The 23,545-nt window shown below is 31.9% G+C and carries 20 protein-coding genes and 1 riboswitch; of the genes, 14 read left to right on the top strand and 6 right to left on the bottom strand.

Going from position 1 to position 23,545, the window contains the following annotated elements:
• Positions 1–190: 190 nt before the first annotated feature.
• Positions 191–598 (bottom strand): secondary thiamine-phosphate synthase enzyme YjbQ, encoded by a 408-nt coding sequence (locus tag CPJCM30710_RS06230; protein ID WP_212903308.1) that lies wholly within the window; start codon positions 596–598, stop codon positions 191–193.
• Between the two features lie 351 nt (positions 599–949).
• On the opposite strand from CPJCM30710_RS06230, the gene CPJCM30710_RS06225 reads away from it, so the two are divergent.
• Positions 950–1,708 (top strand): DeoR/GlpR family DNA-binding transcription regulator, encoded by a 759-nt coding sequence (locus CPJCM30710_RS06225; RefSeq protein ID WP_212903307.1) that lies wholly within the window; start codon positions 950–952, stop codon positions 1,706–1,708.
• Positions 1,709–1,727: 19 nt separating this feature from the next.
• Positions 1,728–2,609, top strand: a complete 882-nt coding sequence (locus tag CPJCM30710_RS06220; RefSeq protein WP_212903306.1) for a Cof-type HAD-IIB family hydrolase — start codon at positions 1,728–1,730, stop codon at positions 2,607–2,609.
• A 308-nt stretch (positions 2,610–2,917) separates the two neighbouring features.
• On the opposite strand, the gene CPJCM30710_RS06215 is transcribed toward CPJCM30710_RS06220, so the two are convergent.
• The gene (locus tag CPJCM30710_RS06215) at positions 2,918–4,198 is read right to left on the bottom strand and encodes an FAD-dependent oxidoreductase (protein WP_212903305.1); all 1,281 of its coding nucleotides are present in this window, start codon (positions 4,196–4,198) and stop codon (positions 2,918–2,920) included.
• 201 nt (positions 4,199–4,399) lie between these two features.
• Between CPJCM30710_RS06215 and CPJCM30710_RS06210 the strand changes: the two genes are divergently transcribed.
• Entirely contained in the window at positions 4,400–4,744 is a 345-nt protein-coding gene (locus CPJCM30710_RS06210) for a phenylpyruvate tautomerase MIF-related protein (protein WP_212903304.1), read from the top strand.
• A 19-nt stretch (positions 4,745–4,763) separates the two neighbouring features.
• On the opposite strand, the gene CPJCM30710_RS06205 is transcribed toward CPJCM30710_RS06210, so the two are convergent.
• Positions 4,764–4,925, bottom strand: a complete 162-nt coding sequence (locus CPJCM30710_RS06205; RefSeq protein ID WP_212903303.1) for a hypothetical protein — start codon at positions 4,923–4,925, stop codon at positions 4,764–4,766.
• A gap of 152 nt (positions 4,926–5,077) precedes the next feature.
• On the opposite strand from CPJCM30710_RS06205, the gene CPJCM30710_RS06200 reads away from it, so the two are divergent.
• The 3 genes from CPJCM30710_RS06200 (at position 5,078) to glmM (ending at position 7,784) form a co-directional block, all read left to right on the top strand.
• Positions 5,078–5,386, top strand: a complete 309-nt coding sequence (locus CPJCM30710_RS06200; protein ID WP_212903302.1) for a YerC/YecD family TrpR-related protein — start codon at positions 5,078–5,080, stop codon at positions 5,384–5,386.
• A gap of 494 nt (positions 5,387–5,880) precedes the next feature.
• Positions 5,881–6,231, top strand: coding sequence for a hypothetical protein (locus CPJCM30710_RS06195; RefSeq protein WP_212903301.1), 351 nt, complete (start codon positions 5,881–5,883; stop codon positions 6,229–6,231).
• 203 nt (positions 6,232–6,434) lie between these two features.
• Positions 6,435–7,784 carry a phosphoglucosamine mutase gene (gene glmM / locus CPJCM30710_RS06190; RefSeq protein WP_212903300.1) on the top strand — a complete coding sequence of 450 codons (1,350 nt, stop codon included), beginning with the start codon at positions 6,435–6,437 and terminating at the stop codon, positions 7,782–7,784.
• A 117-nt stretch (positions 7,785–7,901) separates the two neighbouring features.
• Here the strand turns inward: glmM and CPJCM30710_RS06185 are convergent, their stop codons facing one another.
• Positions 7,902–8,375, bottom strand: a complete 474-nt coding sequence (locus tag CPJCM30710_RS06185; protein ID WP_212903299.1) for a hypothetical protein — start codon at positions 8,373–8,375, stop codon at positions 7,902–7,904.
• A 161-nt stretch (positions 8,376–8,536) separates the two neighbouring features.
• Positions 8,537–8,651, top strand: a riboswitch (FMN riboswitch).
• Between the two features lie 246 nt (positions 8,652–8,897).
• Between CPJCM30710_RS06185 and ribD the strand changes: the two genes are divergently transcribed.
• The 7 genes from ribD (at position 8,898) to glmS (ending at position 17,431) form a co-directional block, all read left to right on the top strand.
• A complete protein-coding gene (gene ribD, locus CPJCM30710_RS06180) occupies positions 8,898–9,992 on the top strand; it encodes a bifunctional diaminohydroxyphosphoribosylaminopyrimidine deaminase/5-amino-6-(5-phosphoribosylamino)uracil reductase RibD (protein ID WP_212903298.1) in 1,095 nt (364 codons plus the stop codon).
• Positions 9,993–9,996: 4 nt separating this feature from the next.
• Complete coding sequence (ribE, locus tag CPJCM30710_RS06175) at positions 9,997–10,653, top strand: riboflavin synthase (RefSeq protein ID WP_212903297.1); 657 nt, start codon at positions 9,997–9,999, stop codon at positions 10,651–10,653.
• 29 nt (positions 10,654–10,682) lie between these two features.
• Positions 10,683–11,882 carry a bifunctional 3,4-dihydroxy-2-butanone-4-phosphate synthase/GTP cyclohydrolase II gene (locus tag CPJCM30710_RS06170; RefSeq protein ID WP_212903296.1) on the top strand — a complete coding sequence of 400 codons (1,200 nt, stop codon included), beginning with the start codon at positions 10,683–10,685 and terminating at the stop codon, positions 11,880–11,882.
• A 24-nt stretch (positions 11,883–11,906) separates the two neighbouring features.
• The gene (ribH, locus tag CPJCM30710_RS06165; RefSeq protein ID WP_212903295.1) at positions 11,907–12,368 is read left to right on the top strand and encodes a 6,7-dimethyl-8-ribityllumazine synthase; all 462 of its coding nucleotides are present in this window, start codon (positions 11,907–11,909) and stop codon (positions 12,366–12,368) included.
• 121 nt (positions 12,369–12,489) lie between these two features.
• Positions 12,490–13,128: a hypothetical protein gene (locus tag CPJCM30710_RS06160; RefSeq protein ID WP_212903294.1), complete on the top strand. Its 639-nt coding sequence runs from the start codon at positions 12,490–12,492 to the stop codon at positions 13,126–13,128.
• Positions 13,129–13,364: 236 nt separating this feature from the next.
• Positions 13,365–14,888, top strand: coding sequence for a glucose-specific PTS transporter subunit IIBC (gene ptsG, locus CPJCM30710_RS06155; protein ID WP_308442611.1), 1,524 nt, complete (start codon positions 13,365–13,367; stop codon positions 14,886–14,888).
• A 716-nt stretch (positions 14,889–15,604) separates the two neighbouring features.
• Positions 15,605–17,431, top strand: coding sequence for a glutamine--fructose-6-phosphate transaminase (isomerizing) (gene glmS, locus CPJCM30710_RS06150; RefSeq protein ID WP_212903293.1), 1,827 nt, complete (start codon positions 15,605–15,607; stop codon positions 17,429–17,431).
• Between the two features lie 303 nt (positions 17,432–17,734).
• Here glmS and CPJCM30710_RS06145 read toward each other — a convergent pair whose 3' ends face one another.
• Together CPJCM30710_RS06145 and CPJCM30710_RS06140 are read right to left on the bottom strand one after the other, a co-directional pair.
• Complete coding sequence (locus CPJCM30710_RS06145) at positions 17,735–19,306, bottom strand: glycoside hydrolase family 32 protein (protein WP_281413960.1); 1,572 nt, start codon at positions 19,304–19,306, stop codon at positions 17,735–17,737.
• Between the two features lie 192 nt (positions 19,307–19,498).
• Entirely contained in the window at positions 19,499–20,959 is a 1,461-nt protein-coding gene (locus CPJCM30710_RS06140) for a glycoside hydrolase family 68 protein (protein WP_212903292.1), read from the bottom strand.
• Between the two features lie 1,075 nt (positions 20,960–22,034).
• On the opposite strand from CPJCM30710_RS06140, the gene CPJCM30710_RS06135 reads away from it, so the two are divergent.
• A complete protein-coding gene (locus tag CPJCM30710_RS06135; RefSeq protein ID WP_212903291.1) occupies positions 22,035–23,426 on the top strand; it encodes a PTS mannitol transporter subunit IICB in 1,392 nt (463 codons plus the stop codon).
• Positions 23,427–23,545: the final 119 nt, after the last annotated feature.

Raw genomic sequence — 23,545 nt, 5'->3', positions numbered from 1 at the left:
TTTTCTTTCTCGTATCATTTGAATAACTCCTATGAAATAAAATTCTATACTTTTAATTTTACTTCATAATTCAGTAAAAACAAAGACTGCTGACACTTTGTCAGCAGTCTGAAAATGGGTGGTATTAATTACCACCCATTTTTGTGTGCTTTTACTAAAATTCAGTAGACAAGATGTCTGATTAGTTTTATTAACCTTCAATAATCTTTACATAAAAGTTTCTGGTTCTTGGACCATCAAACTCGCAAAAGTATATATCCTGCCAAGTACCTAAAAGGAGTTTTCCTTCAGTAATTATAACAGTTTGAGATGCACCAACAGTAGAAGATTTTAAGTGTGAGTGGGAATTCCCTTCAAAGTGTCTATAATTTCTATCCTTTTCAGGATATACTTTTTCAAAACCGTAGAGTAAATCATGAACCACGTCTGGATCAGCATTTTCATTTATAGTTATACCACCAGTGGTATGAGGACAGAATATAATACCTATACCTTCCTTAATACCACTTTCACTTAAGGCCTGTTCTACATATTTATTTATATGTATAATTTGTTGAGAAGACGTTGTTTTAATAGAAAACTTATATAATTTACTCATGTTATCACCTCATAAAGTTTATGTCATAGGATTATAATTTTTAAAGGACTATTAAGTATAATAGAATATTTATATTACTATTTTATCATTAAGAATTGTGATAGTGGAATATAAATGCCTTAATATATAATTTATAAGTATTTATAATTAGTTTTAAGTAAAAATAATTATAAATACTTATAATAAATTACAAATACTTGAATTTATGTTTATAATTCATTATAATTATATTATAGATATATAAGTTTATACTTAATTTACAATTTTAGCAAAAAGGATTGAATGAACAGGAGATTTTATAAATTTTATTAAGAATTAATCTATATATCTTTATACATAGGAGGAAAAGTGATGTATCAAATAGAGAGAATGCAGGCTATAATTGACTACTTAAAAAACAATAAAAGAATAAGTGTAGAAGATATTTGTAAGTTGTATGGTGTTTCTAGAGATACCGCAAGAAGAGATATTGTAAATCTTGAAAGTAAAGGACTTATAGTTCGAACTCACGGGGGAGCTATACTTCCAGAGCGTCATGAGGACATTAAAGATTATAAAGTAAGACTAGGTACAAATATAGAAGAAAAGCGTTCTATTGCAGCATTGGCAGCCTTATTAGTAAAGGATGGAGACAATGTTATTATGGATACGTCTACAACTGTTCAAATAACTGCAGAAAACCTAAAGGTCAGTAATTGTACTGTAATAACAAATTCAATAAATTTAGCAGACATTCTTTCATCGAAGGATGGAATTAATATTCATCTCTTAGGAGGACAACTAAATCATGAGCACAGATATCTCTATGGTCATTCAACCATACAAATGCTTTCTAATTATTTTGCAGACAAGGCCTTTGTTGGTGCACTAGGGATAACTGAAAAAGGATTAACTGTTGCTTATGAAGAGGATGCCTTTGTCATGAGAAAGATGATAGAGCAGGCTAATCAAGTTATTGTATTGATAGATCATTTTAAATTCGGTAAAAATGGATATTATAAGGTTGCAGATTTAGATGAAATTGATTTAGTTGTTACAGACAAGGCACCTGATGAAAAATACGTAAACTTACTTAAAAAGAAGAATATAGAGATTATATATAATAAATAAGTTGTATGAGGTGATTTTTATGAAGATTATTGCAATTGACATGGATGGAACACTACTTAATCATAGAAGTGAAATCAGTAAAGTAAATGCTGAAGCAATTAAATATGCTCAAAGTCTAGGAATAAAGGTGGTTATAGCCACTGGTAGAAGTTACTTTGATGCTTTAGAAATATGTAAAGAGGCAGGAGTATCAACATATATAATAGGTAATAATGGATCAACTCTACACAATAAGGATGGAAATAGAGTATTTTCAATAAAAATAGCTAACGAATTAGTTGAAGAATCAATAAAATGGTTAGAGGAAAATAACTATTATTATGAGGTATCTACCCCAAACTCGATATATACACCTATTAATGGAAGACAAATAATAAAACGAGAATTGGATTTAATTTTATCAGAGAATCCTGATGATGATATGCTTGACTACCTATATGCAGTAGATAAGCAGTTTGGGCAGCAAGGGTTTTCCTTTATCAATAGCTATAAGGATATATTAGGTAAACAAGAAGATATTCTTAACATACTTTCTTTTAGCCTAGACAAAGGAAAAAGAAAAAAGGGTGCAGAGTATTTTAAGAATTATAAAGATTTTTCATTGTTTTTATCAACAGAATATATTTTTGAAATGGTTAGTTCAAGGGCTTCTAAAGGATTGGCACTTAAAACATTTGCTGATATGAATAACATTTCACTTAAAGATACTGTTGCTATAGGTGATAGTCATAATGATATACCCATGTTAAGTGTAGTAAATTATAGTGTTGCTATGGGAAATGCTAGTGATGAAGTCAAAGCAATTTGTAGATACGCTACAAAAACTAATGAGCAGGATGGTGTTGCTCATATAATTTATAAGTTAATTGATGAGATTAGTTTACAATATAAGAATGCGTAGAAACAAAGCTGAACAGGGATGAAAATTGCTAAAAATACACTGTTTCAATTCTTAAATAATTCATGAAAAATAAAATTTAATAGTCATAAATACTATTAAGAATACACAACTTCAATCATTAACGAATTTTAGAGAAAAGTCCAGGCATTCAATATTTTTCCTAAGATTCTTAATTCAATTATGAAGTTGTGTATCTATAGCTTCAGCCAGATTTTATTTTATGAAATTATAGTAAATAAATTAAAAGGAGTATTCTCAAGACTTTAATAATGTTTGAGAATACTCCTTCTGTAGAAAAAAATGAATTGCTAAGAGATAAGTGTATTTTCAAAGACTCCTTTTAAACCAAGGGTCTCAATTCTTTTATTTATTTCCTCATTATTTATTGAATATAATCCTAAGGTCTTCATTCTCTCAAAATATTCTGCTCCAGAAAATGTATGTCTTACTCTTTTTCCATCTGAAGTATTTAATCGTTCATTAGCATATGCAACAATGTCACCAATTACAGTTTTTCTAGGTAGAATTAAAGTATCCATTCCTAAGGAATTTCTAACAGCATTATGTCCTGCCAATGTTCCGGTACACATAGCTTCAGTATGGCCTATAAAAAATCCTGCCTTTTCTCCCGCCACAAATGTATTATCTAGTCCAACTACCTTCATGTCATCTCCTCTAGGTGTTGATGATAAATATCTTACTGAGTTTCCTTTTCCTCCTGAATATGGGTCCATATATCTAGCATTTTCTAATCCTTTAATCTTTCTAAGCTTTTCTATTGGATAGTAAGATGTCATAACCTTTATATGTCCAGTATCTAACAAAATAATATTTTCTGCAAATTCCTTAAGTGCATACTGCTGACAAACCTTTGTATTGAGTTTATCTAGATTTACATCTTCTGGTGATATTTTTAGTATAACTGAGCCTGTTTTCTCTAGTTCTTTTAATAGTTCAGGCGATAAACTTTCTCTTGGTATTTCACAGGAACCACTAAAAGCACCAATAGTTCCGTCACCTCTCTCACCAGGAATATCTATAATTCCTGCTTTAGCACTAAGACTTACTCTCATTCCATAAGTTGGACATCTAAGAACACACATAACGCAGCCATTTCCGTATTTAGTGCAATTGTCCATAGATCCTGTAGATCCAGTAGCCTCTACAAATGCATCTCCTTCCACAATAGACTTATCATAGAACTTTACAGATTTAATTTTATTGCCTTCTTTTATTACATCTATAGCCCTAGATGTAAAATTAATTTTTATGCCAAGGCTTAAAAGGTATTCTCTTACTTGGGGTTCAACCTTGCTTACATCACAAAGCCATGCATGTTTATGTTGAGGAAAGTCTATATTTTTATGGATTGCATTATTGTCCATTATACGTATTAAATCACCTGCTCCAAGAGATATCAGTTCTTCGGCTGCGGTATATCTACCGTTGTTTCTCATTATTCCACCTACGTTACCTACACCAAGAAGAAGGTCTGTCCTCTCAAAGATTTCTACCTCTGCCCCAGCTTTTTTGGCAGCAACAGCAGCAGCGCAACCACCCCAGCCACCGCCTATTATAACTACTTTCATTTCTAACCCCTGTAAAATTGATACTATACTAGAATATTTATTATTCACTAAAAATATTCCTTAGAGTGCTTAAAGTGTAGTTAGTTAATTAGTATTAAATTTGGTAAAATATATTGAATAGATGTTAATGTTTAAGATTATATAGGTAGTTAATATTTAGTATAATAATTATAATAATTCATAGGTTGAGGAGGATATGATATGCCATTTATTGATTCAAAAGTATCAGTAAAATTAACACAGGATAAGAAGGAAATTTTAAAAAAAGAGCTTGGACAAATAATTACAAACATACCAGGAAAAAGTGAAGAGTGGTTAATGATAGGATTTGAAGACCAGTATTCTCTTTATTTCCGTGGAAAAAAGCTTGAATATGGAGCTTATATCGAAGTGAAAATCTTTGGTAAAACAAGTAAGGAGGCTTTAAGTAAGGTAACAGAAGAAATATGCAAGCTTTATGAAAGTGAACTTAATATACCAGCAGACTCTATTTATGTTAAATACGAGGAAGTAGACAATTGGGGCTGGAATGGTTCAAATTTTTAATAAAAAAAAGGTATGGGCTTTATGCACATACCTTTTTGTTCAAGTAAATTATAGAAGTGTTTTTCTTTTGGACCATCATAACTTGCCTCTTATTTAAACAAAGCAATGAAAACTCAAGTTCTTTTTTTCTTTCATTCGCTATGCTTAAAGAAGAAGTTATAATGTTAAATTTTTTTATCATAAAAAGATCCTCCTAAATTTTTATTTCGTTGATAATTATGATTTATTATATTAAAACTGTAAAGTTATATAATATTAGAATTTTAAACTGGTAAATAAAATATGTGGAAAAACAAATTGAAAAGTGCTAGAATACATAATAGGGGTGATTTGATGAGTAATTATGAATCAAAATTGAAAAGCCCAGAAATAGATTACTTTTTTGAGGCGATTTTAAAGCTTAAGAATATAGACGAATGCTATAGGTTTTTTGAGGATGTTGCTACAATTAATGAAATAAAGGCATTAGTTCAAAGATTACAGGTTGCTAAAATGCTTAAGGAAAGAAAAACCTATACAGATATAGCATTAACAACTGGTGCAAGTACTGCAACAATAAGTAGGGTAAATAGATGCTTAAATTATGGTAGTGATGGATATAACATAGTTTTAGAAAGACTAAAACAGAGTAATGATAAATAATATAACAAGATAATGTTATGAAAAAGCTATGAACATATATGATTGTGTTCATAGCTTTTTTGTAGAAATAATATCTTCTACAGAAGTTAAAAGTGCTTGTAGAAATATTTGATGTCAAAGAAGTAATTCTGGGCCACTGTTTCATGATATTATTTTTAATGAAGTAGAAAACAGTCTTAACATTATCATTTGAAAAAGTAGTATTTATGAATTCTTTAATATTATTAGGGAATACTTGAATTTCTAATATCAGTAATGGTTATGCCTTGTAATATATTAAAAGGTTAGGCTATTTTATTAAGAAAATGTAATAGTTAACCTATTTCAAATATATGGGAAAAACTCTATTGATGATGCAGTAATGATATGTTACAATTATTATAATTAAAGATTGGCTAACAAATATAAAGTTAAAGATGCAAAGGAGCTTCCAGAAGAAGCTCCTTTTTTGTTTGCTTAAAAATATAGAGAAATAAATATATGGAGGAATAGCTATGGAAAAAAAATTAATTGTTTTATTGCTAGAACTATCAAATACTTATAAATGCAAAGCATATAAAACTAAAATTAACAAAGAAAAATTTGTAGAGCATATTTTACAATACTGTACGGAAAAACATAAAAATTTAAGTCAAGAAGATATTGATAATGAAGGGTGTAATGCCTATAAGTGTGAAAATGTTTCAGTGCATGATCTAATTAAGTATGCTATAGATAACGGTTATATTGATACGGCTATAGAAGATAGTAGATACTTAATAATGTTAAAAAAAGGAGAAAGATTCCTAGAGAACTCCTTAAAAGGAATTTATAAAAAAACTTTGTTAGCTCCTATTATTACATGAATAAAATAAAATATGTTATTGACTCTTGTGAAAAGACAGTTAATGAATTGTGATTACAATCCATTAACTGTTTTTTATATATTTATGAAAAATATGAAAAACTAGTTTATAATTATTATCTGTTGTTGTGATAAAATAAATTTTTATTTATAATAGGAATTGTGGCTTAATTTGATAAAAAAGCAAAGTGAGGTAGGGTTCTTATGGGAAGAATGTTTGGAACAGATGGAGTAAGAGGTATTGCAAATACGGAATTAACAGCTCAATTAGCATATAATTTAGGAAGAGCAGGAGCTTATGTTTTAACAGAAGGGACTCATAAGCCAAAGATATTAGTAGGAAAAGATACAAGAATATCCTGTGATATGCTTGAATCAGCTTTAGTTGCAGGAATACTTTCTGTAGGTGCTGAAGCTGTGTGTCTTGGTGTAGTGCCAACTCCAGCAATAGCATACTTAACTAGAAAGTACGGAGCAGATGCAGGAATTATGATTTCAGCATCTCATAATCCAGTTGAGTATAATGGAATTAAGTTTTTCGATGACAAAGGTTACAAATTATCTGATGATTTAGAAGACGAAATTCAAAGAGTAATTGAAAGTGGCTTCGAGGGGGTGCCAAGTCCTACAGGTGAGCATCTTGGAAGAAAGAGAAGAGAGGTTGGAGCTCTTGAAGACTATATTGAATTTGCAAAAGAAACTATACCAGTAGATTTAGAGGGCATAAAGGTTGCACTAGATTGCGCTAATGGAGCTTGTTATGAAGCTGCAGTTCAAGCCTTTAGAGATCTGGGCGCAGATGTTTTTGTAATAAATGATAATCCTGATGGGACTAATATAAACGAAGGATGTGGATCTACCCATCCAGAGGAGCTTATGGATTATGTAGTTAAGAAGGGTTGCCACGTAGGTTTTGCCTTTGATGGTGATGCAGATAGATGTCTAGCTGTAGATGAAACAGGTAAGTTAATCCATGGAGATTATATGATGACTCTTTGTGCAAAGCATTTAAAGGAAATCGGAAGATTAAAGGACAACACATTAGTTGTTACTGTAATGAGCAATCTTGGATTAAAGCTTGCATGTGAAAAAGAAGGAATAAAGACTGTTGATACTAAGGTTGGAGATAGATATGTTCTTGAAGAAATGGTTAAGAACGGGTATGTTTTAGGTGGAGAACAGTCAGGACATGTAATATTCCTTGAATACAATACAACAGGAGATGGTCTTGTATCAGCGCTTCAAATAGCTTCAATAATTAAGAGAGGCGGCAAAAAGTTAAGTGAACTTGCTTCCATAATGAAGGAGCTTCCACAAGTGCTTGCTAATGCAAAGATTCCAAATGATAAGAAGAATATCCATGAAATAGATGAAGAAATAAAGGGAGAAATCCAAAAGATTGAAGAAGCACTTCATGGGGTAGGAAGAGTGCTTATAAGACCTTCAGGCACAGAACCACTAGTAAGAGTAATGCTAGAGGGAGAAAACCAAGAAGAAATTGACAAAATGGCTCATGAATTAGCTAAATTAATTGAAAAGAAAGCAAATGCATAATAAATTTCAATTAGTATCGAAAGTCTATTCAATTTTAGTCAGATTTCATTTTGTAAAATGACAGAAAATAATATTTAAAGGCTGATCTTAGGGTCAGCCTTTAATGATTTATGTTCATTATGAATTTTTGTGACATTTTTTGGAGCTTGATAAACAATCCTTTTCATCGTCTATTAATTCTTTAAATACTTCTTTGACTTCTTCGTTTGGAATTTCTAATAAATGCTGTTCGTATAGAATTATGGCTTCTAGCTCGCCCTTTATATCTTCATTAAGTTTAATTAAAACATTTCCTTCTATTTTACTATCAAATGATGAACTAATCTTATAATATTTATTTTTTAGATTAACATGCTCTATTGCTTCTTTTGATTTTTCATACTGAACTTCGTCTATCTTTCTTAAACAGTTTAGTAGCATTCCATAGTGTCTTTTTTCGTCCTCCATGATGTGATGAAGAAGAATTCTAACTTCTTCAATATGAAGAGTATAATCATTTATTGCAACCAGTTCCCCTATCATTGCTTCTCTTATTAAATTTGTATAACACAGAGGTCTACCTTGAGGCTGTCTATTAGTTGTATAGCTCATTTGTCATTCCTTTCATTAATATTTATAGTATTATTTTATTTATATTTGAAATATTGGTTACCAAAAATGCAGATAGGTATTTATATTTAATTTAACTCGTTGTGCTAGATTTTCTATGTTGACAAGAGTAGGAAAAAGTTTTAGAATTAGCATATAAATTAATAAATCTTCAGGGCAGGGTGAAAGTCCCTACCGGCGGTAAAGCCCGCGAGCCGAGAGGTATGATTCGGTGTAATTCCGAAGCCGACAGTAAAGTCTGGATGAGAGAAGAGAGTTATGGTATTTCTATAGATAGATGTTTTTCTATTTATAGCTTATTGTAGCATTATTTTGTAATTAGGACTCTGAAGATATAGATTCAGAGTCTTTTTTGTATTCCGTATTTTTAGTAAATAATCAATGAATTTATTATAGATAATAACTATATGATTAAGTTGGTATATTACGGTGTTTTTATTTAATATATGAAAACTCATTCGGATTAAACTTGTTTATCTTAAATAAATAATCGAGGTGATTATTATGGATAATAAATATATGGCTAAAGCGTTAGAATTAGCTAAAAAAGGTATAGGAAATACATCACCTAATCCTTTAGTTGGGGCGGTAATAGTGAAGGATCACAAAATAATAGGAGAAGGATACCATCAAGTGTATGGTGGCCCTCATGCAGAAGTAAATGCTTTTAGAAATGCAAAAGAAGCTGTTGAAGGGGCAACTATGTATGTTACTCTAGAACCATGTTCTCACTATGGTAAGACACCACCCTGTGCAAATGCTATTGTAGAAAAGAAAATAGCAAGAGTAGTAATAGGGATGAAGGATCCTAATCCTTTAGTAGCAGGCAACGGAATAAGAATTTTAGAGGAAAATGGTATCGAAGTAGTATGTGGTGTTCTAGAGGAAGAGTGTAAGAAGATAAATGAGATATTTATTAAATATATAACAACTAAAACACCATTTGTAATCATGAAGACCGCGATGACTTTAGATGGAAAAATAGCAGCTTACACTGGAGATTCAAAGTGGATAACTGGAGAAGATTCAAGAAAATATGTGCATGAAATAAGAAATAATCTAACAGGAATTATGGTAGGCATAGGTACGGTGCTTAAAGATAATCCAATGCTTACTACAAGAATAGATGGTGGAAAGAATCCAATAAGAATAATTGTAGATAGCAAATGTAGAATTCCATTAGACGCCAAGGTTTTAGATATAGATGATAATTCAAGATGTATTATATCTACAACGGATAATGCTGATAGTGAAAAGATAGAGCAACTTAAAGACAAAGGTGCAATAGTGATCACAACACCAGCCAAGAATGGAAGAGTTGATTTGAGTTATCTAATGAAACAGCTTGGTGAGATGAAGATTGACAGCATATTGCTAGAGGGCGGAAGTGAATTAAACTATTCTGCGTTAGAAGAAGGTATAGTAGATAAAGTTTTATGTTTTATTGCACCTAAAATTGTGGGGGGCGATAATGCTAAAACTCCAGTAGGAGGACAGGGAAAAGCTTTAGTAAATGATGCGATTAAGGTTTCAAATATAACAATTAATACTTTTAACGATGATGTGCTAATTGAAGGCTATATCCAAAAGGAGGTGTAGAAGCTTGTTTACAGGACTTATAGAAGAAGTTGGAGTAATCAAGTCCATAGTTAAAGGAGAAAAGTCAGCTGTTCTAACTATTAAAGCGAGTAAAGTGCTGGAAGATGTAAAGTTAGGAGACAGTATATGCACTAATGGTGTTTGTCTAACCGTAACAAGCTATTCAAATAATTCTTTTACTGTAGATGTAATGGCTGAAACTATGAGAAGAAGTAATTTAGGTAATCTATCTCCAGGCAGTGAGGTTAATTTAGAGAGAGCTATGGCATCTAACGGAAGGTTTGGAGGACATATTGTCTCAGGTCATATAGATGGTACAGGAAAGATTGTAGGTTATGAAAAAGAAGATAATGCGGTATGGATATCAATTGCAGCTCTAGATGACGTTCTAAGATATATAGTTGAAAAAGGTTCTGTAACTATTGATGGTATTAGTCTTACTGTAGCATACGTAGATGAAGTTTTATTTAAAGTTTCTATAATACCTCATACGGCTAAAGAAACTACACTTTTGAAAAAGAAAATTGGAGAAGAAGTAAACTTAGAATGTGATGTTGTAGGAAAATACGTGGAGAAACTTTTAAGATTAGGTAATCAAGAAAAGTCTAAAAGTAAGAGTAAAATAGACGTAGATTTTTTGAGCAGCAACGGTTTTATATAACGATAATTAAATGAATGGAGGTAAATATTATGTTTAAGTTTAATAGTATAGATGAAGCCATACAGGACATAAAAGAAGGAAAGATTATAATAGTTATTGATGATGAAGATAGAGAAAATGAAGGCGATTTACTAATGGCTGCTGAAAAGGTAACTCCAGAAGCAATTAATTTTATGGCTAAGTTTGGTCGTGGGTTAATTTGTGCTCCTTTTGAAGAAGAAAGGTTAACAGAGTTAGATATATTCCCTATGGTAGAAAAAAATACAGATAATCATGAGACAGCTTTTACGGTATCAATTGATGCTGTGGATACTACTACTGGAATTTCTGCTTATGAAAGAGCTTTAACAATACAAAAGTTACTTGATCCTAAAGCAATTTCAAAGGATTTTAGAAGACCTGGTCATGTATTTCCACTAATAGCTAAAAAAGGTGGAGTATTAAAAAGAGCTGGTCATACTGAAGCTGCAGTAGACTTACCTAAATTAGCAGGTTTAAAGTCAGCAGGAGTTATATGTGAGATTATGAATGATGATGGTACAATGGCAAGAACTCCTGAGCTTATGGAATTTGCTCAAGAGCATAATTTGAAGATAATCACTATAGCTGATTTAATTTCATATAGAAGAAAAAATGAAAAGCTAGTAGAGAGAGAAGTAGTTGCTAATATGCCTACTAAGTATGGTGATTTCACAATATATGGTTATGTGAACAAATTAAATGGAGAGCATCATGTAGCACTAGTAAAAGGTGATATTTCTGGTGAAGAACCTGTTTTAGTAAGAGTACACTCAGAGTGCTTAACAGGAGATGCTCTAGGCTCTAGAAGATGTGACTGTGGAGAACAATATGCTGCAGCTATGTCAAGAATAGCTGAAGAAGATAGAGGCGTTCTACTATACATGCGTCAAGAAGGTAGAGGTATAGGACTAATAAATAAACTAAAAGCTTATGCTCTACAAGATCAAGGGTATGATACAGTAGAAGCTAATTTAAAATTAGGATTCCCAGCTGATATGAGAGATTATGGAATTGGTGCTCAAATGTTAGCTGATTTAGGTATAAAGAAAGTAAAGCTTATGACTAATAATCCAAGAAAGATAAAAGGATTATCTGGTTATGGTATTGAAATACTAGAAAGAGTATCACTGCAAATGGATCCAAATGAGAAGAATGATTTTTATTTAAAAACAAAACAAGAAAAATTAGGACATTTTTTAGATCTTTAATATAAAGTAACGGAGGGATATATTATGAAAATTTACGAAGGAAATTTAGTTGCACAAGGATTAAAGTTTGGAATAGTAGTAGGAAGATTTAATGAATTTATTGGTGGGAAATTATTATCAGGAGCATTAGATGGACTTAAAAGACATGGTGTTAATGAAGCAGATGTTGAAGTTGCATGGGTGCCAGGAGCTTTCGAAATTCCACTAATAGCAAAAAGAATGGCAAAGTCAAAGAAATATGATGCAGTTATATGCTTAGGAGCTGTAATAAAGGGCTCAACTCCTCACTTTGACTATGTATGTGCAGAAGTATCAAAAGGAGTTGCATCTGTTTCATTAGATACAGAATTACCAGTGATCTTTGGTGTATTAACTACTGATAACATTGAGCAAGCTATCGAAAGAGCTGGAACTAAAGCAGGTAACAAAGGTTATGATGCTGCAGTTACAGCAATAGAAATGGCAAACTTATTAAAGGAAGTTTAATAAAGAATATATTATAAATCACACATAAAAAGAAGAAAAAAGTAAATAATAAAGTTAAAGAGGAAGGGACATAGTACCCTTCCTTTTGTTGTAAATATTAAAAGTCAAAGGGTGAGAACAAATGCAAATATGGAATTTAATCAACGTATCCTACGATAAAGTTTTTCAATATATCTTTCAGTGTGTTGTGCTAGGTTTTTTAGTAAAATACTTTTTAATGCAAAAGTGGGTTATGGTACTTACTGCAGTTATTGTTTTTACTATTTGCTTTATACCGACTATAGTATTAAAGGTGACAAAAATTAAACTGCCGAAATGGGTTAATCTAATGATTTTATCTTATATATTTCTATCTGTTTTTTTAGGGGATTTAAATGAATTCTATAGTAAAATAAAAAATTGGGATACATTTCTACATGTTATTTCTGGTCCCTTATTATTTATTTTGGGTTTTATAGTATTTATTGTTCTTAATAATCTACAAATTGGAAGAAAGCAAATATTTATTTTATCTTTTGCTCTTTTCTTTGCTATCTCTGCAGAGATTTTCTGGGAAATTGCAGAGTTTATTTCTGATTTAACTTTAGGGTTAAATTCTCAGAGCAATAGTCTCTTTGATACCATGAAGGATATAACTGCTAATACAGTAACAAGTATTTTTATGGCATACTTTGCATGGAGATATTTAAGAGGAAAGAGAAGCATAGTATTTGAAAAGTTAGTAGATTTTATTGTAAAAGAAAATAAGGTAAGAAAATAGAAAAAAATTGTTGAAATAGTTATAATATTCACTAAACAAAGGTTGACAAGCAAAAATGTAAATGTTATCATTGATTATGTAAGAAAGAATTAAATACAAGGATTGTTACTGGTTATGCAGGCAAGACCTAAATTTATTGCTTAAGTAGAGTATTACTTTACTTTTTGAGCAATAAATTTAGGTCTTTATATTTTCAAAAAGTTCCACAAAATAACAAAAAACAAGGAGGATCTATTATGAAAAAAGTTTTTGGTGTTTTACAAAGAGTAGGTAAAGCTTTAATGCTTCCAGTTGCTCTACTACCAGCTGCAGGTATATTGCTTGCTTTTGGAAACATGTTTAGAAATCCAGCTTTTTTAAATTCAGTTCCAATCTTAAACACAGAATGGTTTCAATTAATTGCTTCGGTAATGGAGAAGTCAGGTGATATAATTTTTGGTAACTTAGCACTGCTATTTGCAGTAGGGGTTGCAGTGGGACTTGCAGAAGGTGAAGGCGTTGCAGGGCTTGCAGCTATAGTTGGATTCTTAATAATGAATGTAACTATGGGAACATTCAAAGGAATAACTTCAGATATGTTAAATGGAAATCCTATGTATGCAAAAGTACTTGGAATTCCAACACTTCAAACAGGTGTTTTTGGCGGTATTATAATAGGTGTTATAGCAGCAACTTTATATAAGAAATACTACAAGATTGAATTGCCATCATACTTAGGTTTCTTTGCAGGTAAGAGATTCGTTCCAATCGTTACTGCTGCATCAGCAGTTGTAGTTGGTTTATTAATGACATTTGTATGGCCAACAATTCAAGGTGGATTATTCACATTCTCAAGAGGAATGATAGATACAAATAGAACTTTAGCAGCACTTATATTCGGTATTATTGAAAGATCATTAATTCCATTCGGATTACACCATATATTCTACAACCCATTCTGGTATCAATTTGGAGAATATACAACTAAAGCTGGTCAACTTGTAATGGGTGACCAACAAATATTCATGGCACAGTACAAGGATGGTGTAGCATTTACAGCAGGTACATTTATGACTGGTAAGTTTCCATTCATGATGTTTGGACTTCCAGCTGCAGCACTTGCAATATATCACGAAGCTAAGGCAGAAAAGAAGGTGCTTGTTGGTGGTATAATGGCTTCAGCAGCATTAACTTCATTCTTAACAGGTATCACTGAACCAATTGAATTCTCATTCTTATTTGTTGCTCCAGTGTTATTTGGTATACACTGTGTATTTGCAGGTTTATCATTCATGATAATGCAAATATTAAATGTTAAGATAGGTATGACATTCTCTGGTGGTTTAATAGACTATATACTATTTGGAGTAATTCCAAACAGAACTACATGGTGGTTAGTAATACCAGTAGGTTTAGCATTCTCAGTAATCTACTATTTTGGATTTAGATTTATGATAAGAAAATTTGATCTAAAGACTCCAGGTAGAGAAGATGAAGAATCAGTTGATGTAAACGTTCAAGGTGATGAACTAGCAGAAGGAATCTTAGCAGCTCTTGGTGGAAAAGAAAATATAAAGCACTTAGATGCTTGTATAACAAGATTAAGAGTAACTGTTAATGATGTTAAACATGTAGATTCACAACAATTAAAGAACCTTGGTGCTGCAGGTGTTATGCAGGTAGGAGAAAACATCCAAGCAATTTTTGGACCAAAGTCAGATATAATTAAGTCACAAATCAATGATGTAATAGCTGGTAGAACAGGGAAAAAGATCAGCTAAATTTTTGAAGACCTAGAGCCTTTCGCTCTGGGTTTTCTTTATTGCCGCCATTTTACAAAGAGAAATCTTACTAAAACTGAATAGGTTTGATGCCTAATCAACTTTATTATTTGTAAGGAATTAAAAACTATTTTTATCTCTCCAGATATAAAGATCAGGATGGATTTTAGAAGGAAAAAGGATGCATTAACGATTTAAGGGTACTAGAATATTAAAAAATATAGTGATATAGTGGTATAGACCTATGAGGGCAAAAACAAGAGAAAATAAGAGTTCTAAAGAGAAATGTAAGAATAATAAGATAAAATGTCTAGGTTTAAATTGGTTTATTAGACAAATATAATTATTATGCTAAAATTAATGATGGAAGGGTGGTAAAATCCAGTATTTAACATAATATATAATGTAAGTATAAGGAGGGATGCAATGGGGCAAGTGTTAATTTAAATTTAAAAAAATAAAATATTAGCGCCAGAGCTTAAGTTATTCAGTTAATTAGCTTAAGTTGACGAGGTTGGGGTTTATCGAATATTTCGGCGGATGGCTCCACGGTATCGTACTACCGTTAGCGATTGGCAAAACTGGGAAGTAATTCTCAGCACAAATCCAATCATGTGCAAAACCTTTTAACTAGGGGGTTAGTGTCCCTAGATTTTTTATGGTCTTTTTTAGGAATACTAATTAAAAAAATATTGTGAGAGAGGAAGTTTAAATATATGTGTGGAATAGTTGGTTTTGTTGGAAATAGAGGTGCTTCATCATTATTAGTTGAAGGATTATCAAAACTTGAATACAGAGGTTATGACTCAGCAGGAGTTGCTATAATAGAAGATGGAGAAGTTAAGGTTAAAAAGTGTAAAGGAAGACTAGTAAATCTTGAAGAAAGATTAAATAAAGAACCAATTAGCGGGACTATAGGAATTGGACACACTAGATGGGCTACTCATGGAGAACCATCAGATGTTAACTCACATCCACATACAAATAGTGAGGTTACAATCAGCGTAGTTCATAATGGAATTATAGAAAATTATTTAAAACTTAGAGAGTGGTTAACTTCTAAAGGATACACTTTCCACTCAGAAACAGATACAGAAGTTATACCAAATCTTGTAGATTACTACTACGAGGGTGATTTAGTAGAGGCAGTAATGAAAGCTACATCAAAGATGGAAGGTTCTTATGCTATAGGAGTTATATGTAAAAATGAACCAAATAAGCTTGTGGCAGTAAGAAAGGACAGTCCCCTTATCGTAGGTCTTGGAAAGGATGAATTCTTTATAGCATCAGATATACCAGCAGTTTTGAACCATACAAGAGATGTATATTTCTTAGAAGATAAGGAATTTGTAGTAATAACAAGAGATGGAGTAACTTTATTAAACGAAGATGGAGAAAAAGTAGACAAAGAAGTATTCCATGTAACTTGGAATGCTGATGCAGCAGAAAAAGGTGGTTATGAAGATTTCATGTTAAAAGAAATCCATGAGCAGCCAAAGGCAATTAAGGATACAATGACCTCAAGAATAGGAATGGACCATAGTATTTCAATAGATAAAATTAATATTTCAAGAGAACAGTTAGATAATATTGATAGAGTTTATATTGTTGCTTGTGGAACTGCTTATAATGCTGGAATAGTTGGAAAATATGTAATTGAAAAATTAGCAAAGATACCAGTAGAAGTAGATATTGCTTCAGAATTCAGATATAGAGATCCGCTTATTACAGAAAAAACATTAATAATAGTTGTTTCACAATCAGGAGAAACAGCAGATACTCTTGCTGTTTTAAGAGATGGAAAGAAAAAAGGTGCAAGAGTTTTAGCAATAACTAACGTTGTGGGAAGCTCAGTTTCAAGAGAAGCAAATGATGTATTATATACTTGGGCTGGTCCAGAAATTGCAGTTGCATCAACTAAGGCATATGTAACTCAGCTTATAGCAATGTATATACTAGGATTATATTTTGCTGAGTTAAAAGGAACACTTACTAAGGAACAAATAGATGAAATAAAGAAGGAAATGCTTACTTTGCCAAATAAGGCAGAAGAGGTTTTAAAGCATAAGGAAACTCTTCAAAAGTTCGCTTCAAAGACTTACATGGAAAGAGATATGTTCTTCCTTGGAAGAGGATTGGATTTTGCAGTTTCTACGGAAGGATCATTAAAGCTTAAGGAAATATCATATATCCATTCAGAAGCTTATGCTGGTGGAGAACTTAAACATGGAACTATTGCATTAATTGAACCAGGAACTGTGGTAATAGCTACTGTAACTCAGGAAAGCTTAAGTGATAAGATGATGAGTAACGTAAAGGAAGTAGTTACAAGAGGAGCAAAAGTTATGGCAATAGCTTTTGAAGGTGATGAAGATGTCCATAAGTCTGTAGATTCAGTAATCTACATCCCAAGGACTCATGAATTATTAGCTCCAGTACTTTCTGTAATTCCACTTCAATTAATTGCTTATTACATGGCTAAGCAAAAGGGTTGTGACGTTGACAAACCAAGAAATCTTGCTAAGTCAGTAACTGTTGAATAATAGTGTAGAGAAAAATAAATTGTGTTGTGAGTTTGAAAAAAGTTTGGATAAAACTAAGAAGCTTTAATTAAAAAACGAAGTTAATAATGAAACTACACATTCTCATTTAGATGAGGGTGTGTAGTTTTTATTTTATTAAAAAGGTGATCAATTAATTAGAAAATAATACCACATATTAAGCCGGTAAATGCGTTTTTCCTGTTTGTCAATCGTTTGTTTTACCGAAGGGATCAAACCGTTCAATTGAACTTATCCCTTTCCTACTGTGTGAAAGCCGGTCCTTTTTAAATACATTTTCTCGTTTTACCTATTGATCGAACGGAGGTGTTTGATAACAACATTTTGAAAGAGCGATTTGCCACCAATAGAAAAAAGGGTTATTCCTTTATCATGTAAATTAGGAAATACTTGATTTGAGTAAGTAACCTTACCATCATCAACAAATACTTCTATACTTGTTTTATCAACAAGAATTTTTAAATGAACATTCTTTTTACTTGTATCAAATGGTGCTCTGCTTTCAATATATTTTTGACTTTTGTCGGGCTGTCCTGTAAAAGTTCTATTGACATAAGAGTATTGGCCTTCAACAAAAAACCCTACGTCAATATGACGTTTTTTATCTGCTGATTCTCGAAGCCTAAATCCTACATTCTTGGCATCCAACAAGCTTATATCCGCATCAAGTTGGTATGCTTCACCTTGAACTGTCAGTGTTTTTGATCCGGTCACTTGGATTTGCTTAAAATGGTCGGTTGACGTTATCAGACGATCTAAGGTTTCAACCGGCTGTGAGATCAGGCTATACGTATTGTCAACTTGTTTTTTCAAGCTGATCTGGCGCACAATTGAATCCGTTCCATTGAAGCCATCCTGCATTGTTGGTGTATTGTTTGGATAATCCCAGTTATTCATCCATGCTAAAGCATAACGTTTCGTGAATTTATCACTGTTGTTGCCGTTCTCAAACGTCACACCTGCATACCAGTCAAAGCCATAATCCAGCCATTGCGGTTCACCTTGATCGGCGACAAATTCTTTTCCATTATAATTGCCTATCCAATACGCATAAGTATTGGGTTTGCCTGCAGATTTGCCATTGGCACTGGCACCTAGAATCCACTTGTACGTCCCGTCATTTGCTCGCATCATAAAGAGATCCGAACATTCTACAATACCTATATTTTGTGTGAAGAAACCACCTGTATAGTGCCAATTTTTCAAATTATAAGACTCGTAAAAGCCAATCTTCGTTCCTTCCGCCAAGAGCATTATCCATTTGTCAGTCTGAGGATTCCAGATGATTTTCGGATCTCTAAAATCTTTTGTGCCCGGATTTGGTATAATTGGTTGGTCATTATAAGAATTAAATGTTCTTCCTTCGTCGGTACTGTACCAAAGAAATTGTTCCTGCTGACCGTCATTGGCAGAGGGTTGTGTTACCATCGCGATAATAGCTCCTTTTCCAAAGCCTGCAGTATTTTTTCTGTCAACAACGACGGATCCCGACCATATATCCCCATTTTTGTTTGTATATTTAGGAATAGCTACTCCCTCATCTTTCCAGTGAACCAAATCTTCTGATGTCGCATGCCGCCATTCCGTACCATTGCCATTTGGATAATCACGATTATAGAGATAATAGTAATGATACTTTCCATTAAAAAATATAGGTGTTTGTGGATCATTCTTCCATCTATCAGGCGCCGTGAAATGATATATTGCCCGATAGTTTGGCTTTTGATGAATCACTGTTTTATTTATCTTCTTATCTGGATGATAGAAAAATAATAAGATAATTAATAATATCCCCAAAAAGATCATTAAAGCAGCTAACAGTTTATATGATTTCTTATAAGTTTCTCTTTTTTGCAAATAAATACCTCCGCTTTGCTCGTTCATATTCTGTTGGATTGAGAATTATACCTGTTTATTTTTAAGATGCTTTTAATCTATAAGAAGGTAAAGATTTATCTGTAAAAAAATGCCGATATTAAATCGGCATTTTTTTATGTTTTTCAAATTCAAATCTTTAATATTATTTTATAAGTTTTTAGCTGATGACCGTTATTTATCAATCGTAACTTGTCCTTGTTCAAGGATGCTATTTGGTACAACTGATGTTTTTGATCCTTCAATGTTCAGTAAGAAACTTGGTGCAAAAGTAGAATGATGATCTGCAAAGTAAGCTCTATTTGTCATGTAACTTGTGACTACCACGTTATTCCCTTCAACTTGCGGGATCGCAAAGTGAGCGTAAGTCCAGGTAATATCGTTAGGATCAAGATCTTGATGTAATACAAGTCCAGTATCATTTAAAGGTTTGTATGGTCCAGTTAAAGAATCTGATACGTAACCTAACATGTAAATGTCTTCCGCATCAATTCCATCAACGATCATTTTAGATCCTCTTGAACTTGTGAATAAATACCATTTACCATTCATTTTAAATACGTTAGCTCGTTCAATTTCATCTGTTACTGTATTAGATGCAATCAGCGGTTTCATTTCTTTTTTTAACGTATAATCATCATTTAATTCAATGATACCTAGTGCACCATTCGCTAATTTCGCATAATCTTTTTTAGGGCTTTGCAACAAATTATTTTTCTCAGTTTGGAAGAAGACGTTACTTCCACCATAGTAAGCTCTATTGTAGAACGATTCCTCTCCTTGGTAACCGGTTTCCGACCCTGTATTCGCTTCAAAAATAAGGTATTTACGACCATTGTCTTCAACATAGTGAGGATCTCTTAAAGTATGATTATCAGAATAGTTTCCCTCACCGAAAGCTTTTTGAACATTTTGATAGATTGTACCGTCTCCGCCTTCATAGATAGACTTAAAATCTTCTACGCCATCAACCTTAAGGATATCAGCATCTGGTTGAGATACATTGATTTGAGCTGTTGTTAAGGTTTGTTTACCATAAAACCCGCGCTCTGGTGCCCAAGGATGCCTATTTGTATAAAATAAACGAACTTTTCCATCCGATGTGAAGGTTGCGGAACCTGACCACTCTTCTGCTTGATTATTTAGAATAGGATCGTTTGGAACGAGTTTATCACTATCCGTAAATACTCTACCAGCATTTTTCCAGCTGTCAATAGATGTGTCGCCTATTTTTTGATAAAACAAGTAAATAAAAGTATCCCATGGAGCTTTAGGGTCACCTGCTAAACCAAAAACGATATGGTAGCCATTATAATTTGCCACTGTTCCATCAGCGTTTTGCAGCGGCCAGGTATCCCAAACATCTAAATCAATTTGGTTGCCCCACTGATCATACTTTATTGCAGAAGGAATGTTCTTTATTGTTGATGCATCGAATTGAGGTACTTTAAATTGTTGACTTTTTTGTTGTTCAGGTAATTTCAACATTTCATTACGAGTGATATGGGAAATACTATAGGTGTCTTTGTAATCCATGCTTCCAGTTGCAGCAAAACTTTGCTGAGTGTTACCTATTAAAGAACTAAAAATTACAGAACCAATTAATACAAATTTTCCAACTTTTGACTTAATCATTACTTACCCCCCTAAATAACTTTTTTCTTTTCCATGACGAATATCAATTTTATATTCAATCTCTTGGAGTGTTTGTTTGAAAATTTAAAAAACACTTATAATCATTTGATAACAAATATTTTTCATTATTTCAGACTAAAAACTTCTCTTTGTCATTGATTTAGACATATTAGCTTGTCTGATAAAAAGATTTATGCCTTGAGTTGATTGTATTTGGAAATAAATGCTCAACTAAAATATAAAGATGTAACTTTGTAGTATTATGTATTTATTATGTTCAGACTGGATATTTGTAAATGGCCATTTACAATTTTCATTTCAATGATTAAAGTACAATTTTACATATGAATAAAATCTTTTCACTTCAACAAACATTCTAAATTACATGACAAGATCTGTCTAACACAAAATTACCATAGGGAATGAAGATGCGTCAAATAGGCTGAATTAGAATAATCTTGTTATTGCGACAAAATATAACCAAATTCTAGCTTTTTTTTACAATTACATAATTTTTAATATAAATTTAAATTTAATTTGATATTGTATTAAAGTTATGTTTGTATTAAGTTTATATTAAATGTAACTTAAATAACAACTTTATTGACATGATATATAATATCCTCCAGTTGCTAATTAGTATATATGTAATATACTCAATACACATATGAAGTTAATTTTTAGGGGGAGATAATAGGTTGAGAAAAAATTGATAATATGCTTTTTAGAATGATACTGTATTTTTGTTATCAATAACTAAAGAAACTAACTATTGAGATTTTAATAATTAATTTAAATATTGTTAAGGTAGTAAGACTCCATATCCCTAAAGTAAGGGATATGAAGTTTTTGTATAAAGGTTCATCTTTATAAATTTTTATCAAATGAAGAGTGTTAAGTTATTAAACTAAAATAGAAGTATAAACTTTCGGGTTACGTAAATACTAAGGACAAACATTTGTTACAATAATTTGTTTTTAAGAGTTTGTAATTTTTTTATTATTATACAATTTGTGTTAAAATCTACTTAGTTCATTTTTATAGAAGAGTTAATAGAAAAATAAGGGGGACTATTATGAATCAAAGTTCTAGTTTAAGCTACGGAACTCAGGCGAGAATAAAAGATAAAGTTCAAAGGTTTGGTAAGTTTTTAAGTGGTATGGTTATGCCAAACATCGGCGCTATTATAGCATGGGGGCTAATAAAAGCACTATTTATACCAACTGGTTGGATACCTAATGAATACTTAGGTAAATTAGTAGATCCAATGATTACATATCTTTTACCATTATTAATAGGTTACACTGGAGGTAAAGTAATAGGTGGAAGTAGAGGAGGAGCATTAGGTGCAATAGCTACTATGGGAGTAGTAGTAGGGGCTACTATTCCAATGTTTATTGGTGCTATGATAATGGGACCGTTAGGTGGATTTGTTATAAACAAATTTGATAAGTCTATAGAAGGCAAAGTTAAACCAGGATTTGAAATGTTGGTAAATAATTTTTCAGCAGGTATCATAGGTATGGTGTTAGCTTTACTAGGATATTTAACAATAGGACCACTAGTAATATCTCTTAGTAATGCCTTAAGGTTTGGAGTACAAGCTATAGTTAATTCAGGTTTGTTACCACTTGCATCGGTATTTATTGAACCATCTAAAATATTATTTTTAAATAATGCTATAAATCATGGAGTGTTATTACCAATAGGAATAGAACAAGCAAGAAATGTAGGTAGATCAATATTCTTCTTATTAGAACCAAATCCAGGTCCGGGGTTGGGAATATTATTAGCTTATTGGATATTTAGTAAGGGCATGATGAAGCAATCAGCACCAGGAGCTATAGTAATACACTTTTTAGGTGGTATACATGAGATATATTTTCCATATGTGTTAATGAAGCCAGTATTATTATTAGCAGCTATATCTGGAGGAGCAAGTGGTGTATTTATATTTAGCATTTTCCATGTAGGATTAGTAGCAACTCCATCACCAGGAAGTATATTTGCATTACTAGCAATGACACCAAAAGGAAGTATATTAGGAGTTCTAGTAGGGGTTGTAGTATCAACTCTGGTATCATTCATAGTAGCATCAATTTTTATTAAGGGTTCAAAGAATGTATCAGGTAAAGAGGAATTAAATAAAGTAAAAGAAACAATGCAAGATTTAAAAGAACCTAAGAAGAAAGAAATAAACAAAATAGTATTTGCATGTGATGCTGGAATGGGATCAAGTGCTATGGGAGCAGCAAATTTTACAAATAAGATAAAGAAAGCAGGATTAGATATACAAGTGATTAATTCATCCGTGGATGATATTCCTCAAGACGCTGATATTGTTATAAGTCATGTAAGACTAACTGCAAGGGCAAAAGCAAATGCACCAAAAGCAGAACATATTTCTATTGAAAATTTCCTAAATGATCCTAAGTATAATGAACTATTAGACAAATTAAAAAAGTAATATAAAACTATTTAACGATAGTGAAAAACATTACTACCCCTGATTAAGTATGTATTGAGTAATATTATCAATCAGCTTAATCAGGGTGTTATGCTTTGGGAATAAATACGATATTCCTA

It is taken from the genome of Clostridium polyendosporum, from assembly GCF_018332455.1.
Classification (GTDB): domain Bacteria; phylum Bacillota; class Clostridia; order Clostridiales; family Clostridiaceae; genus Clostridium_AY; species Clostridium_AY polyendosporum.
This window is presented reverse-complemented; position numbering and strand designations above follow the sequence as displayed.

Excerpts from the sequence above, each read along its gene's own strand:
- CPJCM30710_RS06230 (WP_212903308.1), bottom strand. The coding sequence starts at position 598 with ATGAGTAAATTATATAAGTTTTCTATTAAAACAACGTCTTCTCAACAA.
- ribH (WP_212903295.1), top strand. The coding sequence starts at position 11,907 with ATGAAAATTTACGAAGGAAATTTAGTTGCACAAGGATTAAAGTTTGGA.
- ribD (WP_212903298.1), top strand. The coding sequence starts at position 8,898 with ATGGATAATAAATATATGGCTAAAGCGTTAGAATTAGCTAAAAAAGGT.
- ptsG (WP_308442611.1), top strand. The coding sequence starts at position 13,365 with ATGAAAAAAGTTTTTGGTGTTTTACAAAGAGTAGGTAAAGCTTTAATG.
- CPJCM30710_RS06200 (WP_212903302.1), top strand. The coding sequence starts at position 5,078 with ATGAGTAATTATGAATCAAAATTGAAAAGCCCAGAAATAGATTACTTT.
- CPJCM30710_RS06225 (WP_212903307.1), top strand. The coding sequence starts at position 950 with ATGTATCAAATAGAGAGAATGCAGGCTATAATTGACTACTTAAAAAAC.
- CPJCM30710_RS06170 (WP_212903296.1), top strand. The coding sequence starts at position 10,683 with ATGTTTAAGTTTAATAGTATAGATGAAGCCATACAGGACATAAAAGAA.
- CPJCM30710_RS06140 (WP_212903292.1), bottom strand. The coding sequence starts at position 20,959 with ATGATTAAGTCAAAAGTTGGAAAATTTGTATTAATTGGTTCTGTAATT.
- CPJCM30710_RS06220 (WP_212903306.1), top strand. The coding sequence starts at position 1,728 with ATGAAGATTATTGCAATTGACATGGATGGAACACTACTTAATCATAGA.
- CPJCM30710_RS06205 (WP_212903303.1), bottom strand. The coding sequence starts at position 4,925 with ATGATAAAAAAATTTAACATTATAACTTCTTCTTTAAGCATAGCGAAT.
- CPJCM30710_RS06135 (WP_212903291.1), top strand. The coding sequence starts at position 22,035 with ATGAATCAAAGTTCTAGTTTAAGCTACGGAACTCAGGCGAGAATAAAA.
- CPJCM30710_RS06215 (WP_212903305.1), bottom strand. The coding sequence starts at position 4,198 with ATGAAAGTAGTTATAATAGGCGGTGGCTGGGGTGGTTGCGCTGCTGCT.
- CPJCM30710_RS06195 (WP_212903301.1), top strand. The coding sequence starts at position 5,881 with ATGGAAAAAAAATTAATTGTTTTATTGCTAGAACTATCAAATACTTAT.
- glmM (WP_212903300.1), top strand. The coding sequence starts at position 6,435 with ATGGGAAGAATGTTTGGAACAGATGGAGTAAGAGGTATTGCAAATACG.
- CPJCM30710_RS06185 (WP_212903299.1), bottom strand. The coding sequence starts at position 8,375 with ATGAGCTATACAACTAATAGACAGCCTCAAGGTAGACCTCTGTGTTAT.
- CPJCM30710_RS06210 (WP_212903304.1), top strand. The coding sequence starts at position 4,400 with ATGCCATTTATTGATTCAAAAGTATCAGTAAAATTAACACAGGATAAG.
- glmS (WP_212903293.1), top strand. The coding sequence starts at position 15,605 with ATGTGTGGAATAGTTGGTTTTGTTGGAAATAGAGGTGCTTCATCATTA.
- CPJCM30710_RS06160 (WP_212903294.1), top strand. The coding sequence starts at position 12,490 with ATGCAAATATGGAATTTAATCAACGTATCCTACGATAAAGTTTTTCAA.